Source organism: Enterococcus devriesei (genome assembly GCF_001885905.1).
Classification (GTDB): domain Bacteria; phylum Bacillota; class Bacilli; order Lactobacillales; family Enterococcaceae; genus Enterococcus_A; species Enterococcus_A devriesei.
In genome coordinates this window covers 15,171-34,614 of sequence record NZ_JXKM01000003.1, presented here as the reverse complement: position 1 = coordinate 34,614, position 19,444 = coordinate 15,171, and the positions used below count along the sequence as shown (strand labels likewise).

The following is a 19,444-nucleotide window of genomic DNA, read 5'->3' as shown; positions in this document are numbered from 1 at the left end:
GAATATAACAGAATAAGGCTAAAATTAGAATAACCGTCATTATTTTAAAAGGTTTTTCAGTATATAGAGAGTAAAAAAGCCCTTTCTTAAAACTGTTTCCTTTGTTATAATCATTTTAAATTAGCTTGAAACTATTTAACAAAGGAGCGCTCTTATGGAAACTACTACAATCGATAAAACTGTTAAACAAACAAATTCACCTTGGGAAGGCTTTAACGAAGGACGTTGGCAGCATGAGGTTAATACGTTAGATTTTATTAAACGAAACTATACAGAATACAAAGGTGATGACAGCTTTTTAGAAGCCGCTGCGCCAAGCACGGAAAAATTATGGGAAAAACTACAAGAACTATTTGAAGTACAACATAAAAAAAATGGCGTGTACGATATGGATAGTGATGTTCCGGCAACGATTACTTCTCATGCACCAGGCTACTTGATTAAAGAAGAAGAAAAAATTGTTGGTTTACAAACAGATGTACCATTGAAACAAGCATTCATGCCTTTTGGCGGTATCAATATGGCCAATAAAGCATTAGAATCGAATGGCTATGACGTGGACGACGAAATGTCATTCATTTTCAATAAATGGCGCAAAACACACAACCAAGGAGTGTTTGATGCCTATACAGATGAAATGCGTTTAGCGCGTAAAAACAAAATCATTACTGGTTTGCCAGATGCTTACGGCCGCGGTCGGATCATTGGTGACTACCGTCGTGTTGCATTATACGGAATTGATTTCTTAATGAAAGAAAAGAAAAAAGATTGGAAAAATGTCGGTAGTAAAGTCATGACAAACGACGTGATCCAATTACGTGAAGAAGTTTCTGAACAATATCGCGCATTGCTAGACATGAAAGAAATGGCTGCCAGCTACGGTTATGATATTTCAAAACCAGCAGCTAACGCGCAAGAAGCGATTCAATGGTTATACTTTGGTTACCTTGCGGCGATCAAATCGCAAAATGGTGCGGCAATGTCAATCGGCCGGATCTCTGCTTTCTTAGATATTTATATCCAACGGGATTTAAACAATGGTGTGATTACCGAATTTGAAGCACAAGAAATGATCGACCATTTGATCATGAAATTACGGATGGTAAAATTTGCTCGGACACCTGAGTACAACCAATTATTCTCTGGCTACCCAATTTGGGCGACATTGTCATTAGCAGGGATGAATATGGACGGGTCTTCATTAGTAACGAAGAATGATTTCCGAATCTTACACACTTTGACAAACATGGGACCTTCACCAGAACCAAACTTGACGGTTTTATATTCGTCTCATTTACCAGAAGGGTTCCGTACTTATGCGGCAAAAGTTGCAAAGGTAAGCTCTTCGATCCAATTAGAAAATGATGATTTATTGCGTCAACACTGGGGCTCAGATGATGCAGCAATCGCTTGCTGTGTGTCTGCAACGGTGATTGGGAAAGACATGCAATTCTTCGGCGCTCGTGCTAACTTAGCTAAAGCGGTGCTTTACGCGATCAATGGTGGCGTTGATGAAATGACCAAGATGCAAGTAGGTCCGCGTTTCCGTCCGTTAGAAGGCGACAGCATTGACTTCAATCAATTTATGGACAGTTACAAGGATGTTTTGGATTGGTTAGCTGAATTATACGTGAATACCTTAAATGTGATTCATTACATGCATGACAAATATGCTTATGAAGCACCACAATTAGCCTTGATGGATACAGACTTGAAACGGACTTTCGCAACTGGGATCGCTGGAATCTCTCACGCGACGGATTCATTGATGGCAATCAAACACGGCAATGTAAAAGTAATCCGTGATGAAAATGGCCTAGCGATTGACTATGTGCCGCAAAATGAATTTCCAACTTACGGAAATGACAACGACGAAGCGGATGAAATGGCGAACTGGATTCTTGAGTACTTCATGACGCAAATCAAACGTCAACATACTTACCGTGAATCAACACCAACCTTGTCATTGTTGACCATCACTTCAAACGTGGTTTATGGTAAAAATACTGGGAATACTCCAGATGGACGTCGTGCTGGGAAGCCGTTGGCACCAGGTGCGAACCCAAGTTATCAAGACGGCAAATTCTTAGGCGAGAAAAATGGCTTGTTGGCTTCATTGAACTCAACAGCGAAATTAAATTATTCTTGCGCACAAGATGGTATCTCTGATACTCAAACCATCAATCCTGGTGCTCTAGGCCGGACAGATGATGAAGCGATGCAAGTGGATAATTTACGTCAAGTTTTAGATGGCTATTTTGACAGAGGTGGTTACCACTTGAACGTCAATGTCTTTGGTCGTGAATTGTTAGAGGAAATGGATAAGGATATCGATAATCCAAAATATGCCAATTTCACAATCCGAGTATCCGGTTATGCGGTGAAATTCCGTGACTTAACAGCGGAGCAACGTCGTGATGTGATTTCACGGACGGACCACACAAAGATGTAATAATCCTTTTAGGATGAAGCAATTTTTAAAAAGCGATTTTGAATCTCATAGCAGATTCAAAATCGCTTTTTTTCACCAAAAATGTTAAATATTATTAATTATTGAGATTTTTAAATAAAATAATGCTTGTTCGTTTTATAATATGAATAATTAATGTTGATAAAGCGGGTGAAAATGGTTGAAGGAGTATGAAAATAAAAGGGTGTTGGTGATTGTTGGAATCGTTGCGGGGGCAATGATGTTTTTTTTATCGATCTATCTGTATTTTGGCTCGCATTTCTTCTTTGGTTCAACCGTTGCAAATGTTGAAGTAGGCGGACTTTCAGTTAGTAAGGCGGCAGCAAAAGTAAAAGCAGAAACTAAACAAGTAGAAATAAAAATGGTTGAGAAAAAACAAAGGAGAAGCATTCAGATCGCCGAACCCTATGCAATAACTAATGACTATCTAAAAAAGAATATTCGTAAAGGTCAGCTTAGTCTGCCGATAAAAAAAGACGCGCACGAACGAGTGATTGACGCCGTCAATCAGACAACTTTCCCGGTCGGAAAAATGCCGGGAAACGCGAAAGTCATTTATCAAAATAAACAGTTTGCGATTCAGTCGGAAAAAGAGGGGACCGCCATCGATTCGTCACACATCAAAAAGAAATTATGGAAAGATCTGAAGAACGGTGAATTACAGCCAGAATATAACTTGAGTGACTTTTATCGCAAAGCAGAAGTAACGACCAAAGATTTAAAAAAAGAGAAAGTCCTTCAGAAACTTCAAGCGTTGACTGATCGAAAAATTAACGTAACAGTGAATAAAAAAAAGATTCCTGTGACGGCACCGATATTAGTGGGGCTGACTGATGATCAAGGAAATTTTGATGACGCGCAGATCACTCAATGGGTGGCGAATTTGGAAAAAGAGTATTCAACAATTTACAAAAAGGTAACCTTTACAAATGTTCATGGGCAAACGCTGCGCTATAAAAATGTTGGCAACTACGGTTGGTTTATTGATATCAAGCAATCAGCGAAAAAAATGCGGAAAGAATTGAAACAGCCAAAGACTAGTGAGATTTCGCTGGTCATTCAAGGGGAAACGAAAAAGCAGCCTTTACACATCACTCAGAATTATGTAGAAGTGGACTTAGATAATCAAAAAATGTATTGCTTTAACAAAGGCGAGATGGTGGTTGAGACGGACGTAATTACCGGGCGTTATGCAAAAGGTACCGCTACAGTCCCAGGGTTTCATACGATCATGGACAAACGGCGGAATGTCGATTTAAGCGGCGTTTTAACGACTGGCGATGGGACATACAATGTGCCGGTTGATTATTGGATGCCGCTACTAAGCCATGGTCAGACCATTACGGAAATTGGTCTCCACGACACAGACCACAAGCTGCAATATTTTGGGCAGCCGGGTGCGTTTAAAACGGATTTAGGTAGTTATGGCTGCGTCAACACACCTAAGGTAGAAGTGGCGAAAATCTATAAATATAGTTTTATTGGGATGCCGGTTTTTATTTATGGACATATTTATGATGAAGCACCGGGAGAATTTGATAAGCCGGTGGAATACGGAACGGAGATTTAAAAAAGTTCAACCAGAAAAACGCTCCTAAAACTAGAGAACAGTGGGGCGTTTCTTTGGTTGAACTTTTTTGGCAGAAGTGTTTTTAAAATATAATATTATCTTTAATCAGTTCGATATTTTTAACTAATATTTTTCGGTTGTGCATCTTGATCGCACCACAACTTTTTAACTGATTCATGATACGGCTGACACTACTCGCCGCATTGATCCCGCAAAAATGGGCGATATCTTCGTTGGTCACAACAAAATCAATCAAAACACCTTCATGTACTTCAATTCCAAATTTGTCATATAGATCATAGATTTGAGTACAAACGGCTCCAAACTTCCCATTCATCAGCATTTGCTGAGTACGCTTCATAGATTTCATCAACCGTTCACGATAATAGTTTTTAACATAAATTTGCAGATCAAAATTCTGATTGATGTCTTTCCAAAATTCGATACGATCAATTTGATAAAGCTCTGCTTTGGCTGATTCTACGCGAATATTGAAGGGAGCATCGATAAATTGAGAATATTCGTCCTTTAGTAATGAGACTACTTCGAGATCGTTGATGTACTCTAAATTGAATTCTCTGCCGTCTTTTGAGATGACGCTGGTTTTGATGACACCACTTTTCAAAATGTAGACGTGGTGATCTTGGATTCCTTCATAGAGTAAATATTTTTTGTATTCTTTCGTGACGATAGGGAAATTTTTCTGTGCTAAGTAGTCTGTTAAGGCTAGATTATTCAATTTGTCTGTAGTCCTTCCGTTGTTTGCTGAGAATATCATATCATATGCACCGATTAGTTTTATAAAAAAATATGCATAGAAAAGATATTAACAAATGTTAATATCTTTTTTTGCTAGGATTTTGCAAAGACTTTTCCTAACATGAAATCTGATTTTTTCTTTTCTTTTTATCCGTATAATCGTTCAGGTAAGTCAAACAAACCAAATAGTCTAGTCGCTAGAACGTTTGGAAATATAAGGAGTGGTTATCTATGAACAAATGGACATACGCAATGATCGAACGGTTGGAATCAGCATATAAGGTTCGGTTTGATAAAGAAGCAGTTTTGATTTTTTTAAATGACGCGTATCAAAATGCCTTGATGTTAAGAAGTGAGGAACTACGAGATCAAAATGATCGGTATGACAGTTTTTTGGAAGAGTTTGATCATACCCGGGATTTGTTTGTGAGCCAAGCAGTTGATCGGTATCCGTCGAATTACAATAAAGTTGCAGAAAAAATTTCCGAGCTTAAAAAATTAAGTGAAAGCTTCGCGTATTAGATGAAAGTAGGTAATGAAAATTAAAGGAAAAGAAAAGTTATTCAATCAAGGATTTATTACGATTACATTGATCAATTTTGTTGTTTTTTTAGTTTACTATTGTTTTGTTGTGATCACGGCAAAGTATGCAACGCAAAGTTTAGGCGCATCAACAGCTCAAGCTGGTTTTGCAGTCGGGATTTATATCATTGGTACATTGTTGGCACGTCTATACATTGGAAAGAAATTGGAATTATTCGGGCGTCGAGCAGTCTTACGCTATGGCGCGCTGTTTTACCTGATTACGACAGCAGCTTATTTAATCAGTAGCAATATTTTAATTTTAGACGGCGTTCGTTTCTTGAATGGGTTTGGCTACGGGGCGGTTTCTACAGCGGCCAATGCGATTGTTACTGCTTATATTCCTGAAGCTAAGTACGGGGAAGGGATCAATTACTACGGATTAAGTACCAGTTTGGCCGCCGCTATCGGTCCTTTTATCGGGTTGCTGCTGTTGCCATTAGTCGGATTCAAAGCCATCATTATCCTCGCAGTGGTACTTGCTTTTATTACTATGCTGGCCTGCTTTAAATTTGATGTCAGCAACATTGTTTTATCAGAAGAACATCGAGCAAAAATTAATACCTTTAGTTTAGAAAGTTTTATTGAGTTAAAGGTAGTATTCATTGCTGGAATTGCATTTCTGATTGGGATCGCTTATTCAAGTGTATTAGGCTTTTTGTCGATTTACGCCGATCAATTACACTTAGTGACTACAGGGGCTTTCTTCTTTGTGGTCTATGCGTTGGTAGTAACCTTGACAAGACCGATGTCGGGGAAAATCTTTGATAAACATGGAGAAAATGCGGTGATGTATCCAAGTTTTATCTGTTTAACGATTGGTCTGATTCTTTTGGCTATCGCTACGAATGCACCGATCCTGCTGGTGGCAGGTGCGTTTATCGGTCTAGGCTATGGAACATTCATGGCTAATGGACAAGCGGTCACTTTAAAACTAGTCGAGAAGGCTCGAATCGGAGTTGCTTTATCCACGTACTTTATCGGTTTGGATCTGGGACTTGGGGTAGGTCCGTATTTCTTAGGTGCCATAAAAGGAATGCTTGGTTCATATCAGCATTTGTATATCTTTTGTGCAGTCATCCCGATAATCGTAGCGGTACTGTACATGATTTTTTATCATCCAGATAAGCCGGCAAAAATCCGCGGGGTTAAGAATACTGAAAAGAGTACAAGTGTCGTTGAATAACGATTAGTAATTAAAAACACTGAGACAGGTAGTGAAATTGGACCTGTCTCAGTGTTTTTTTAAATTCTATTCAATTTTTCGTTGATCATTTGTTTCAAACTAAGATTCTCATTTAGTTTCGCGTAATAATCGGCTTGCTTCAACAATTCGATTTGTTCTCTTTGGTCGTCTTGAATGATCGCTTTTTCAAAGTAAAGCTCTTCTAAGCCGTCAGTCATGTTGACTTCCAATAACGTTTCAATGCCTTCGTCACAAATAGCACGGGCTTTCTCTTGATTGCCTCGATCAGCGAAAAAGCAAGCGGCTTGATAATAAGATGGGCCTAACTGTTTTTGAGTTTTCATTTCATCCTCCATGTGTTTGACGCGCTCAAAAAAGATCCGCGCGCGCTTATTTTCTTCATTTGCTTGATAACAAGTGGCTAAGCCTTTCAAAACCATTAGCTCATAGCGTCGTTCATCACGAAAAAGGGTGTAGGCTCGTTGGAAATAATGGATGGCTTTTTGCGGGTCTTGGTTGCCGAATAAATTTGCGTAGGCACGGAAATACATTAGATGCCCCACGATACGAGCATTCTGATAGTTTATTTTTTTACCAAAGGTGTCTAATAAATCTAAGACAGCTGAGTATTGCTGGCGCAAATGCAGACCGCGAACAATATCTAATAAAGAATCTTCTACTAAAAGAATGCTTTCTGGGAAAGCTTGTTGATAAGGAATCTCTAATGTTGTGCAGAGATCTAAAATAACCTCCAAAATGCCTTCGTTGGTCTCTTCGATCACTTCCAAATCAGTTGGGGAGCAAATCGTTCCAAAGGCGTCTTTATTCAATTTTTCTTTCTCGCGCTTTTGTCTAATGATATACCCGTTAACATCCATAGTGGCCTCCTGTGAATAACGCTTACATATTAATTCTAAATCTTTTATTAGAAAATCACAATAAAAATATTCAAAAAAACGTGTTTTTTTAATTTATTTTACAATATTTCGGGTAATAAAGTGGTTTAATGTTTATTAAATAGGTCTAATTATTTTAAAAAGAAAGTTAAAAATGATTACATTGGAAGATATTTAAAGGATTTTTTCTAATTATAAAGATTCAAACAGGTTATAATAAAAGTTTCTTGCGTTTCGGAGGGATTATGGTAGAATATTAAAAAAATGTGAAGCGAAAGAGTGATTACGATGAGAAAAATGAATGTTGCGATTGTCGGCGCTACCGGTGCTGTAGGAACACAAATGATTAAAATGCTAGAAGACAGTTCATTGCCATTGGGAGTAGTAAAATTCTTAGCTTCCAAGCGTTCAGCAGGGAAGCAACTTTCATTTAAGGGAGAGCCTCAAACGATTGAAGAATTAGTAGCGGATTCTTTTGAGGGAATCGATTTAGCATTGTTTTCAGCCGGCGGCGGGATTTCGGCGAAGTTTGCTCCAGAGGCCGTGAAACGAGGAGCAGTCGTGGTAGACAACACGAGTCATTTTCGGATGGACCCGGAAGTGCCATTGGTAGTCCCTGAGGTCAATCCTGAGGCTTTAAGAGAGCACCACGGAATTATCGCGAATCCGAATTGTTCAACGATTCAAATGATGGTGGCCTTAGAACCGATCCGCCAAGTCTTTGGTCTAAAACGAGTCATTGTTTCCACCTATCAAGCGGTGTCGGGAGCGGGTAATCAAGCGGTGGAAGAATTGAAACAACAGACTCGGGATTATTTAGCAGAGAAACCAGTAAGTGAATGGACAGCAGATATTTTACCGAGCGGTGGAGACAAGAAACATTACCCACTTGCTTTTAACGCGCTGCCACAGATTGATGTCTTTACTGACGCGGGCTACACTAACGAAGAGTGGAAGATGATCAATGAAACGAAGAAAATCATGGCGGATGACGGCATTAAAGTCTCGGCGACTTGCGTTCGGATTCCTGTAATTACAGGACACTCAGAGTCGGTTTACATTGAAACGGAAAAAACAGCAACGGTAGAAGAAATCAAAGCGCTGATCGCTAAGGCACCTGGCGCAGTTCTGGAAGACGATCCGAGTCAGCAAATTTATCCACAAGCTTTAAATAGTGTCGGAAAAAAAGAAACCTTCGTGGGACGCATTCGCAAAGATCCAGATGAAGAAAAGGGTGTTCATTTGTGGGTGGTCTCTGATAATTTATTAAAAGGCGCTGCTTGGAATTCCTTGCAGATTGCTGAGACGATGTATGCGATGGGTCTATTTGAATAATAAAGTCTGAAAAAGCTTGTGACTGGTTCCAGTCATAGGCTTTTTCTTTTGCTTGATGACGGCAGTATGCGGTTTTAAATGGGAAAAATAAATTTGATTTTCGTAGCGCATACCATTCCATTAGTCGCAATAAAAACGCGAAGTAGAACGGACAAAAGCTGGATGAGTCCACTATACGTTTCTAGCTGTCTGGTTCCGTGGACTAGCTTTTTCGACAACAAGCAAAACTTTTGTTAAATCTGAGGAACGATTTATCGAAAGTTCCGTCTTGTTGCTCAGAAGCTGGACAAGTCCACTGCACCTTTCTCTTAATCAATGGTTTTTCAGAAAAAATCATGTATAATAGCTTATGAGTATTGGCACAGACCGTACTGATTTCGGGGTCTGAGCACGCTGAGACGAAAGATAAAATAAATAAAAGAGAACTAGAGAGGTGGATATTTTGAGTACAATCAAAATAATTCCTTTCAGCGGTGTACGTGAAAATGGTAAAAACATGTACGCGGTTGAAGTGGATAATGATATTTTTGTCCTCGATTGCGGACTGAAGTATCCAGAAAATGAATTGTTAGGGATCGATGTTGTGATTCCTGATTTTACCTATTTAATTGAAAATGCGGACCGAGTTGCGGGAGTCTTTTTAACTCATGGACATGCAGACGCGATCGGAGCCTTGCCCTATTTGGTATCAGAAGTGGCTGTACCGGTTTTTGGTACGGAGTTAACGATCGAATTGGCGAAATTAAATGTGGATCAAAACGATGAAAGTAAAGGGTTTAAGGACTTCCATGTGATTGATGAGCACACGGAAATTGATTTTGGCACGGCGGTAATCAGCTTCTTCCGGACGACTCACACGATTCCAGATTCAGTGGGGATCAGCTTGAAGACGAATGAAGGAAGTATTGTTTATACGGGTGATTTCAAATTCGATCCAACGGCAATTCCGATGTATGCGACGAACTATCGTCGTTTAGCCGAGATTGGTTCAGAAGGTGTACTAGCCTTGCTAAGTTCATCATCGAATGCAGAGAATGCGATTCAAGTTGCTTCTGAGCGGGAAATCGCTGGCGAAGTCTATGACACCATCAATGAATGGAATGGTCGGATCGTCGTCGCTTCTGTCGCCAGTAATTTACAACGGATTCAACAAATCTTGAATGCCGCTGAAAAAGCAGGTCGTAAAGTTGTCTTGACCGGGCAAGACTTGGATCGGATCATCAAAACAGCGATGCGCTTGAATAAAGTAGAAGTACCAGAAGATATTTTAGTGACCATCAAGGAAATGAAAAAATATCAGCCAGAAGAATTGATTATATTAGAAACTGGTCGGATGGGTGAACCAATTAAGTCCTTACAAAAAATGGCGAATGGTTCTCATCGCAATGTGAAGATCGAAGATGGGGATTTAGTTTACATCACTACAACCCCAACGATCGCCATGGAAACAACGGTAGCGAAAACGGAAGACATGATCTATCGAGCAGGGGGAATCGTCAAGAGCATCTCTGAAAACTTGCGGGTTTCTGGTCATGCCAATCCGCGAGATTTACAGTTAATGATGAGCTTTATGGCACCGAAATATTTTATTCCGGTCCAAGGAGAATATCGTCAATTAGCGGCTCACGCAAGCTTGGCCAATGAGTTGGGCATACCTTTCAAAGATATTTTTATTACTGGTCGCGGCGATGTGTTGGAATATAAGAACAAGCACATGAGCACCGCTGGCAGTGTTCCAGCTGACAATATCATGATTGATGGGATCGGTGTCGGAGATATTGGTAATATTGTCTTGCGGGATCGCAAAGTCTTATCTGATGACGGGATTTTTGTCATCGTGGTGACGATCGATCGTAGACTGAAAAAAATTGTCTCAGCTCCGCAAATTACGTCACGTGGTTTTGTTTATATCAAGGCTAGCCGTGATTTGATCAAAGAGAGTGCAGAAGCGACAAGCGAGATTGTTGAAAAGCATTTGCATTCCGATGATTTTGAATGGAGCAAATTGAAACAAGACATTCGCGATCATTTGAGTCGTTACTTGTTTGAACAAACGAAACGTCGTCCGGTGATCTTACCGGTGATCATGGAAGCCAATCAGCGTCGTGGTCGTCGTAAATAGGCAAAAAGCTCAAACTTCTCAAGTCCACGATGACTTGAGAAGTTTTTTTAATACTTTCCACTCAATTTTTTTGGCAAAAAGGAGTATGATAAGAGGAGAAGAATTGTTAGAGAGGGCTGGTCAAATGTTAGAAAAACCATTAAAGTGTCCAAACTGTGGCACCCATTTTTTTGTTGATGAAGTATTGAACGTTCAAGAGCATCCAAAAGAAGCGATGCCGGTTGAATGTCCTAATTGCCATCACGTTTATGAAACAAGAATTACGAATGGCTATTTCATGACTTTCGAAGATCGTGAAGATGGAAAATATACAAGAAAAGCGGGAGAGTAATCTCTCGTTTTTTTTTTTTGATTTGCTTTTTTTCGAAGGTATCCAGTAAACTAGCTATGGTTCATTTTTTACGTTCCCTTTTTGTGGGAGTCAGTGAAAAAGAGTATTCAAACGAGCGATCGTTTTTTAGTGGAGGGGAAATGCATTAATGAAAACATATCAAGAAGATCCGGTGGTCCAAAAAAATCGCTGGTGGATTTTAGTCTCAGTGGCGATGTTTACCTTCATGTCTACCTTAGATTCTAGTATTGTAAATATTGCTTTACCGACGATTTCCAAAGATTTGGCGGTACCGATGAACAAAGCGGAATGGGTCGTCTCGATTTATTTGATGGTCGTCTGTGCCTGCTTACTGCTTTTTGGAAAAGTTGGTGACAGCTTTGGCAAAATCAAGGTTTATCGAATCGGGACCGTGATTTTCACTGTTGGTTCACTTTTGTGCGGCTTCAATCATTCCTTAACGATGTTGCTCTTTGGGCGGGTGATCCAAGGGATTGGTGCCAGCATGACGATGGCGACGAATACCGGTATCACCACCGAAGTATTCCCGATGAATGAACGGGGACGAGCATTAGGTGCGATTGGCGCATTTGTTTCATTAGGCTCGATTGCCGGACCTGGTATCGGTGGCTTAATCTTAGCCCACTTTTCTTGGTCTTATATATTTTGGATTAATGTTCCTGTCGGCATTCTGACGATTTTGATCGGTGAAAAATTTTTACCAAAAGACATTACGATGTCGAAGAAGAAGATCGATTGGCTGGGCTTTGTAACATTTGCTATGACGATCATGAGCTTCTTTGGAGCCGTCTTTATTGGTCAAGAGGTGGGTTACATTCATCAATTGCCACTGCTGTTATTCGTAGTTGCGGTGATCTTTTTTGTCTTATTTATACAAGTGGAAAAGCGCAAGGAAAACCCTCTTTTGGTCTTCAGTATTTTGCGAAATAAGTTGTTTACTATGAGTTTGATTACCGCACTATTGATTTTTTCGGCCAATTTTTTCGTGAATGTCGTCATGCCGTTCTATTTGCAAGATGCGCGAGGTTTAACGGCTAGTTATGCTGGATTATTAATGATGGTCTTTCCTTTTTTGATGGTCATTGGTTCTCCGCTTAGCGGCTATCTGACGGATAAAATCGGACCGCAAAAATTGGTTTTACTAGGATTGCTGCTGCTGTCCATCACTCAATTAATGTATGTCTTTATGAATCAAACAAGTCCAATCTGGTACTATGTTTTAGCAACAGCGATTATGGGAATGGGCAATGCATTGTTCCAATCGCCCAACAACACGATCGTTATGAGCAGCGTCGAAAAAGAAAATCTAGGGGTTGCCGGCAGTTTGAATTCCTTTGCTCGTAATTTAGGGATGGTTATCGGGATTGCTTTATCAACGACGATTCTATATAGCGGAATGAGCGCTTCTTACGGTCAGCGGGTAACGACCTATATCATGAATCGGGCAGATATTTTTATCTTCGGTATGCGGGTCACCTTTATAGCCTCTTTAGCGATCTGTGTCATCGCTTTGCTGATCTCGCTGTTCCGGTTTAGAAAAAGGGCAATTAATTAAACAGTTGAATAGTACAAAAGAAGTTGATTGTTACGTGAATGGTAACGGTTGACTTCTTTTTTTTAAAGGACTCTGTTATACTAGTTTTGCTTAGCTGTACTATTATAATAGATAAATTTTAAATCGGGAGGTAACTATGGCGACAAAACACGATCTGATTTTAGAGCATATTGAAAATTTGCCTGTGGGCGAGCGCATCTCTGTCCGCAGTATCGCGAAAAATTTAGGTGTGAGTGAAGGAACGGCTTATCGGGCGATTAAGGACGCTGAGAATATCGGTTTGGTTTCAACGATTCAACGAGTAGGAACGATACGAATCGAACGGAAGCTGAAGAAAAACATCGAGCGGTTGACTTTTGGGGAAGTTGTCCGGATTATCGAAGGCGATGTTTTAGGCGGATCTAACGGACTAGATAAGGATTTGAATAAATTTGTTATCGGTGCCATGACTGAGGATGCCATGCGACGCTATATTACGCCCGGCTCTTTATTGATTATCGGGAATCGGGAAGGGGCACAAAAATTAGCGCTGCAAGATGGTGCTGCGGTGCTGATTACTGGGGGATTTGATACAACGCCTGAGATTGCGCAACTTGCCGATGACTTAGAATTACCGGTTTTAAGTACAACCTATGATTCTTTCACTGTAGCGACCATGATCAATCGGGCCTTAAGCGATCAATTGATCAAAAAAGATATTATGCAAGTCAGTGATATTTATATGCCGTTGGAGAAAACCGTTTATTTACAGGCGGGCGACACGATCTCCAACTACCATCGCCTATCGGAAAAAACGGGTCATTCCCGTTTTCCTGTGGTGAATAAAAGTATGCGACTCTTAGGAGTGGTGACGGCGAAGGATGTTTTAGGAAAAGCAGATAGTCAAATGATTGATCGGGTGATGACACGGGACCCGAATGTTGTGAAGCCTAGTATGAGTGTGGCCTCAGTCAGTCACCAAATGATCTGGGATGGACTTGAAATGATGCCGGTAGTCAAGGATGATCTTTCACTAGTGGGGATGGTCAGCCGTCAAGATGTGATGAAGGCAATGCAATTAGTTCAACGCCAGCCGCAAATGTCAAATACGATCTCAGATCAAGTTGTTGGTGACATTGTGACGGTTGATACGGATCGCGAGGATAATCCGCTGGAAAAACCGTACTTCAAATTCGAAGTTACTCCTCAGATGGTCAACAGTGTTGGCACGATCTCTTTTGGGGTCCTTAGCGAGTTGGTGGCGAATGTCGCGCAGCGGAGTATTCTAATGGATCAACGGCGAAATACTTTGATTGAACAAATGAATCTACATTATTTACGCTTAATCCAATTAGAAAGTGAAATTGAGATTCATTCAAGAACATTAGAATTAGGACGGCGCTCTGCCAAAGTTGACTTGGAAGTCTACATTGATAATGTGATCGTGGCTAAAGCGATTGTGGTATGCCAAGTGATGGAGCGTTCTTAGAAAGAGGAAATGGTATGACAATTACAGCAGAAATAGTAGCAATGATTAAACAATATGATCGAATCATGATCCACCGGCACATGCGTCCCGATCCAGATGCGCTTGGTTCACAGTGTGGCTTAGCGGAAATCTTACGAGCGACCTTCCCAGAAAAAGAAATTTACCAAGTCGGCGGACCGGTCGAAGGGTTAGCCTTTTTGGCGGAAATGGATCAGGTTGCAGATGAACTTTATGAAGGCGCGTTGGTGATTGTCACAGATACCGCTAACGCACCTAGAATCAGCGATGAACGCTATAAGCTGGGGGATAAATTGATTAAGATTGACCATCATCCAAATGACGATCCTTATGGCGATCTTTTGTGGGTCAATACCGAGGCTAGCAGTTGTAGCGAAATTATTGCAGATTTGGCATTTACGGAAGGGTTGGTCGTAACCAAAAACGCCGCTCGTTTATTATATGGCGGGATTATCGGGGATACAGGCCGTTTCCTATATCCAGCGACGACCTCACATACTTTGCAAGTCGCAGCCCAACTACTAGATTATCAGTTTGATGCAGCCAAATTGAATCGTGAGATCGATCAGATTTCTTTGGAAGTCGCAAAGCTTTCCGGCTATCTGTATCAAAATTTGCAGATTGATGAAAATGGTGCTAGTTATGTGATCTTAGATCAAGCCATTTTGAATAAATATGGTATCAAGGATTCAGATACAGCCGCTCTCGTGCCGCTGCCTGGAACGATCGACGTAGTACTCGCTTGGGCGGTCTTTGTTGAACAGCCGGAAGGGTACTACCGAGTTCGCTTGCGCTCAAAAGGCCCTGTCATTAATGAGCTGGCAAAGCAATATCATGGCGGTGGACATCCGTTAGCCAGTGGGGCCAATGCGAAAGATCAGGCGATGTGCCAAGAGATCTACCATAAAATCCAAACTTTATGTGAAAACTATCGCGGAAACGAGTAATTGTAAATAGAAGGGGCCGATCATTTTGGCGCCTTCTATTTTTTTGTTAAGATCCGTCGTTAAAATCGTTTGAGAAAAGCTTTTCAAGTCGCGTTTTTTTCGATACACTAAGGATTCAGAAAAAATATTGGAGGAAGAATATGCCAAATTGTCCTATGTGTCAGTCAGAATATACGTATGAGGATCGCGGTTTATTTGTTTGTCCCGAATGTGGACACGAATGGTCGGAAAATGAGGTCGTTGAAGCAGGTCTTGTTGTGAAAGACAGCAACGGCAACCAATTGCAAGACGGAGATAGTGTCAGTGTGATTAAGGATTTGAAAGTCAAAGGTGCTTCAGGCGCAATCAAGCAAGGAACTAAAGTAAAAAATATTCGTTTAGTCGAAGGTGATCATAATATTGATTGTAAAGTCGACGGCTTCGGTCCGATGAAATTAAAATCGGAATTCGTTAAGAAACTGTAATTTTACTAGAGATTCTTAGAGTTGTATTCATAAAAAATTCACGGCTTTCATGGTAAACTATAATCAGGAAACTATTCATTAGAATAGTCAATTATCTTTGATTTGAGGAGAATGTTTATGTATGGGAATGGAATGTTTTATAATTTTTTCGATCCCACGTTTTTATTAGTCATTGCAGGCTTAGTGATCTCAGGTCTAGCGTCTGCTTATGTGAATTCGACGTTTCGGAAATATGATGATTTCCGCAGCCGTAAAGGAGTAACCGGAACAGCGGCGGCAGAATACATCTTACACAGCCAAGGGATCAATGATGTGGGTGTACAGCAAATTGCTGGAGATTTGACGGATAATTACAATAGCGGAAATAAAATGCTAAGCCTTTCAGAAGCGACCGCCCAATCAACCTCGGTGGCAGCGATCGGTGTAGCAGCCCATGAATGTGGTCATGCAGTTCAGGACGCGAAAAATTATTTTCCGTTACGTTTGCGAGCAGCGATTGTACCAATTGCCAATATCGGCTCGACAATTTCATTTCCGTTAATTATTTTAGGTGTTATCATGAGTTGGAACGCGACCTTGATCAATATTGGGATTTTGGCTTTTTCATTAGCGTTAGTATTCCAATTAGTGACCTTACCGGTGGAATTTGACGCTTCACGCCGGGCCTTAGGTATTTTACGCGAAGGCGCGCTGTTAGATGAAGAAGAATTAGAAGCGGCCCGCAAAGTTTTAGTTGCTGCGGCTTTGACGTATGTTGCCGCCGCCTTAGCAACATTTTTACAATTACTGCGTTTGATTCTACTATTTGGTGGTAATCGCAGTCGTGATTAGAAATTAAGCCACGTTTAAACTTCTTAGGGAGTTTAGACGTGCTTTTTTTTACAACCATCCTTTGGTGGACGAGCCAAATCAATTCATTTTCTGTTTTTGCGTTTACGCTTTCATTTCCTGGTAGCTCTTATTATTGTTAATTTTAAGAGTATGGTATCATGGGAGAAAGGAGCTGATACCATGAAAAGATCGACTAAAGTCAAAATCGGAGTGGGCGTTGTTGTAGCTGCTAGTACAGCGACAGCCGTGATTGCTTCGGGAAAATTAATTGAAAAAGCTCGTCATGTTTCGAATCGGTATAAAGTGAAACGTTTTGTTAATGATAAGTTTGATGGCAATGAGCCGTTACTTTCAATCGTTGATAAACTTTCAGATGAAGATTTAGATAACATCATGAGTATTTTAGACAAGATCAAAAGCGGAAAAAAGCGTGTGTCTGTCTACGGTGAGTCCATCAAAGATACGACCGAAGACTTGAAGGGCAAATTGATGGATTTTGTAGATAAAATGATGTAAAAGTCATACTGATCATCAAGTAGCAGCTATTAAGCTATGACTTGATGATCGTTTTTTTTATGGCGTAACTTGCATAAATTTATTACTGCTTATTTTTTTCGGATATGCTAAAGTAGGTTAATCAATTAGCGATAGGCGAGGAAAAAAATGGAACGAGAAAGTCGATTGACGGAAGAAGAAAAAATCATTTTTATGCAGGCGGCAATCAATGAGGCGTTGAAGGCGGAAGCGATTGCTGAAGTGCCCATCGGGGCGGTGGTCGTTCATCAAGGCAAAATTATCGGACGCGGGCATAATTTGCGGGAGCATAGTCAAGATGCCACGAGTCACGCGGAAATGTTCGCGATTCGTGAAGCCTGTAAAGCATTAGAAAATTGGCGCTTAGAAGACTGCCAGCTGTTTGTTACTTTAGAACCTTGTCCAATGTGCAGCGGCGGCATGATTTTGTCACGGATTGAAGAGGTTTATTTTGGAGCCTATGATCCGAAAGGCGGGACCGCGGGTACTTTAATGAATCTGTTGACCGATGAACGCTTCAATCATCGCGCTTATGTAGAAGGCGGGATTTTAGAAGAAGAATGTGGTCAGCTTTTGACCAACTTTTTCCGTCAGTTACGAGCACGAAAAAAAAAGACTAGCCAAACGGACTAGAGTTTGTTATACTATTTTTTGCCGAAAGGCAGGACAATGCCGGGCCTGTGAATTGTGTCAGGTCTGGAAGGAAGCAGCACTAAGTAGGATCCGGCATGTGTCTGATATAAACCGCGTAACAGCAAGCCTGAGAGCTTGCTTTTTTATTTGTCAAAAACTAAAAGGGGCAGAAAAGGGGCAAAACTCATTTACCTTTAGCATTGAGCTTTTCAACAATACTAGCCTTTGTCTTCTTGGTTACATGGGTGTATATCTTCATTGTTGTTTCCATGTCGGAGTGTCCTACACGTTCCATGATTGCTTTTACTGGTATGTTTAATTCAGCAAGTAGGGAGATGTGAGAGTGTCTAAAAATATGACTAGACATTTTCTTTTTGATAGCATCTTTACCAAGTTTGTCATTCATAGCTTTTAGCGAATTGTTGAACGCATTGATTTGAATTGGTTTGCCAGTCTTGCCAACAAAAAGATAAGAAGTCTTTCCTTTAAATTTTAACTTATTCTCTAAAATCAATTCGTCAATTATTTCTATCGCTCGATTCGATAAATCAATTTCACGATATGATGCTAATGTCTTTGGCATCTCTTTTTTTGCATTCTTGTAGCCGTCTGAATAATCTAGAGTACCAATCACTTTTATAGTTTTGCTATCCGGATCGTAATCATCGATTGTGAGGCTTATGGCTTCGCCTGCACGCAGTCCAGTCAAATACATGAACTCAGCAAGCCTTCCGTGATGGACGCTCTGAAACGTGCTGTAATAGACATTTAATAGCTTGTTGATTTCTTCTTCTTCTAAATATTTATCCTCGATTTTTTCATAAGTCTCTTTTGTTAAAGCTGGCTTTGGAACTTTCGTTCTACTAATAGGATTAATTTTGATCATTTCCATATCGACTGCATAATCAAGCGCCATTTTTAGCACACTTCGAAACTTCTTCTTATATTCGTAAGATTGAGTTAACCCGTTTAGGAAATCTTGATAAAACTTTGTATCTGTATTACGTACCACTGCTTCAGTGTTAATGTTCTTTCGTATGTATTTCAAAAGTTTCTCATAATTAACTTTTGATGATTGGCGAATAGAAACCTTATGCTGGTTCCACCATGCATTCAATAATTCTCCAAGCGTTATCTTGATTTGATTTTTCTCTTCGATCTTCTTATCAATTTTTTCTTGAAGTTCTATGTTTGCTTGTTTTTTTGCTTGATTAGATTTGCTGTTAAGTGTGATGGAAACTTTTCTGCTTTTTTCTGTGTATGGGTCAATGTATCGTTCAGAATATTTGTATTTACCGTTCGGTAATTCTTCAATCCACATGTTTATTCAACTCCTTAAATGGAACGTGCGTTCTTTTTTTGGCGTTATTAAAGAAGCCCCTAAAGTGGGGCGTAGGCGCAGTTGATACTAAAACATGGAAATAATAAACCATAAACACAAGAGTCCTATGGGTAGCATGAATAAAAGGCAACCAATTTGAGAAATAGTTTCTCCAGTTTTTTCTAATCGTTCTCCTGATTTTTGCATTCTTTGACTGTGTTGATATAATTTAGAATTAGCAAGTCTCGATTCATAATTATAAAAAATTTCGTGTACTTCATCGGTATTAAACGCTATTCCACATTTCGGACATTTTACCGTATGGAAAGTCAATATAAAATCATTTTCACAAGACTCACACTTCATTTTTAATGTCTTTTTTTCTACATCCATTTCTACCC

General features: G+C 40.1%; 18 protein-coding genes and 1 other RNA gene. 15 read left to right on the top strand and 4 right to left on the bottom strand.

What is annotated here, in order from left to right; translation table 11 throughout:
* Positions 1-154: 154 nt before the first annotated feature.
* Both pflB and RV00_RS04900 read left to right on the top strand, forming a co-directional pair.
* Positions 155-2,452, top strand: coding sequence for a formate C-acetyltransferase (pflB, locus tag RV00_RS04905; RefSeq protein WP_071861503.1), 2,298 nt, complete (start codon positions 155-157; stop codon positions 2,450-2,452).
* A 178-nt stretch (positions 2,453-2,630) separates the two neighbouring features.
* Positions 2,631-4,040 carry a L,D-transpeptidase gene (locus tag RV00_RS04900; protein ID WP_249024058.1) on the top strand — a complete coding sequence of 470 codons (1,410 nt, stop codon included), beginning with the start codon at positions 2,631-2,633 and terminating at the stop codon, positions 4,038-4,040.
* An 82-nt stretch (positions 4,041-4,122) separates the two neighbouring features.
* On the opposite strand, the gene RV00_RS04895 is transcribed toward RV00_RS04900, so the two are convergent.
* The gene (locus RV00_RS04895) at positions 4,123-4,779 is read right to left on the bottom strand and encodes a Crp/Fnr family transcriptional regulator (RefSeq protein WP_071861501.1); all 657 of its coding nucleotides are present in this window, start codon (positions 4,777-4,779) and stop codon (positions 4,123-4,125) included.
* A 251-nt stretch (positions 4,780-5,030) separates the two neighbouring features.
* Here RV00_RS04895 and RV00_RS04890 point away from each other — a divergent pair, with 251 nt between their 5' ends.
* Entirely contained in the window at positions 5,031-5,321 is a 291-nt protein-coding gene (locus RV00_RS04890) for a hypothetical protein (RefSeq protein ID WP_071861500.1), read from the top strand.
* 13 nt (positions 5,322-5,334) lie between these two features.
* Complete coding sequence (locus tag RV00_RS04885) at positions 5,335-6,567, top strand: MFS transporter (RefSeq protein ID WP_071861499.1); 1,233 nt, start codon at positions 5,335-5,337, stop codon at positions 6,565-6,567.
* A 59-nt stretch (positions 6,568-6,626) separates the two neighbouring features.
* Here RV00_RS04885 and RV00_RS04880 read toward each other — a convergent pair whose 3' ends face one another.
* Entirely contained in the window at positions 6,627-7,445 is an 819-nt protein-coding gene (locus RV00_RS04880; protein WP_071861498.1) for a tetratricopeptide repeat protein, read from the bottom strand.
* A gap of 306 nt (positions 7,446-7,751) precedes the next feature.
* Between RV00_RS04880 and RV00_RS04875 the strand changes: the two genes are divergently transcribed.
* From RV00_RS04875 to ffs, 11 genes are all read left to right on the top strand, one after another.
* Positions 7,752-8,798 (top strand): aspartate-semialdehyde dehydrogenase, encoded by a 1,047-nt coding sequence (locus RV00_RS04875; RefSeq protein WP_071861497.1) that lies wholly within the window; start codon positions 7,752-7,754, stop codon positions 8,796-8,798.
* A 442-nt stretch (positions 8,799-9,240) separates the two neighbouring features.
* Positions 9,241-10,920: a ribonuclease J gene (locus RV00_RS04870; RefSeq protein WP_071861807.1), complete on the top strand. Its 1,680-nt coding sequence runs from the start codon at positions 9,241-9,243 to the stop codon at positions 10,918-10,920.
* A 124-nt stretch (positions 10,921-11,044) separates the two neighbouring features.
* Positions 11,045-11,251, top strand: a complete 207-nt coding sequence (locus RV00_RS04865; protein WP_071861496.1) for an MJ0042-type zinc finger domain-containing protein — start codon at positions 11,045-11,047, stop codon at positions 11,249-11,251.
* Between the two features lie 148 nt (positions 11,252-11,399).
* Entirely contained in the window at positions 11,400-12,827 is a 1,428-nt protein-coding gene (locus RV00_RS04860; RefSeq protein WP_071861495.1) for an MFS transporter, read from the top strand.
* 136 nt (positions 12,828-12,963) lie between these two features.
* Entirely contained in the window at positions 12,964-14,295 is a 1,332-nt protein-coding gene (locus tag RV00_RS04855) for a DRTGG domain-containing protein (RefSeq protein ID WP_071861494.1), read from the top strand.
* 14 nt (positions 14,296-14,309) lie between these two features.
* Positions 14,310-15,260: a DHH family phosphoesterase gene (locus tag RV00_RS04850; protein WP_071861493.1), complete on the top strand. Its 951-nt coding sequence runs from the start codon at positions 14,310-14,312 to the stop codon at positions 15,258-15,260.
* 140 nt (positions 15,261-15,400) lie between these two features.
* Positions 15,401-15,724 (top strand): zinc ribbon domain-containing protein YjdM, encoded by a 324-nt coding sequence (locus RV00_RS04845; RefSeq protein WP_071861492.1) that lies wholly within the window; start codon positions 15,401-15,403, stop codon positions 15,722-15,724.
* Between the two features lie 117 nt (positions 15,725-15,841).
* On the top strand, positions 15,842-16,555 hold the full coding sequence (locus RV00_RS04840; protein WP_071861491.1) for a zinc metallopeptidase: 714 nt from the start codon (positions 15,842-15,844) through the stop codon (positions 16,553-16,555).
* A 180-nt stretch (positions 16,556-16,735) separates the two neighbouring features.
* The gene (locus RV00_RS04835) at positions 16,736-17,071 is read left to right on the top strand and encodes a hypothetical protein (RefSeq protein WP_071861490.1); all 336 of its coding nucleotides are present in this window, start codon (positions 16,736-16,738) and stop codon (positions 17,069-17,071) included.
* Positions 17,072-17,218: 147 nt separating this feature from the next.
* Complete coding sequence (tadA, locus tag RV00_RS04830; RefSeq protein ID WP_071861489.1) at positions 17,219-17,722, top strand: tRNA adenosine(34) deaminase TadA; 504 nt, start codon at positions 17,219-17,221, stop codon at positions 17,720-17,722.
* A 26-nt stretch (positions 17,723-17,748) separates the two neighbouring features.
* Positions 17,749-17,832: signal recognition particle sRNA small type (gene ffs / locus RV00_RS04825), an RNA gene on the top strand.
* Between the two features lie 74 nt (positions 17,833-17,906).
* Here the strand turns inward: ffs and RV00_RS04820 are convergent.
* Both RV00_RS04820 and RV00_RS04815 read right to left on the bottom strand, forming a co-directional pair.
* Positions 17,907-19,043 carry a tyrosine-type recombinase/integrase gene (locus RV00_RS04820; protein ID WP_071861488.1) on the bottom strand — a complete coding sequence of 379 codons (1,137 nt, stop codon included), beginning with the start codon at positions 19,041-19,043 and terminating at the stop codon, positions 17,907-17,909.
* 87 nt (positions 19,044-19,130) lie between these two features.
* Positions 19,131-19,436, bottom strand: a complete 306-nt coding sequence (locus RV00_RS04815) for a hypothetical protein (protein ID WP_071861487.1) — start codon at positions 19,434-19,436, stop codon at positions 19,131-19,133.
* Positions 19,437-19,444 lie beyond the last annotated feature (8 nt).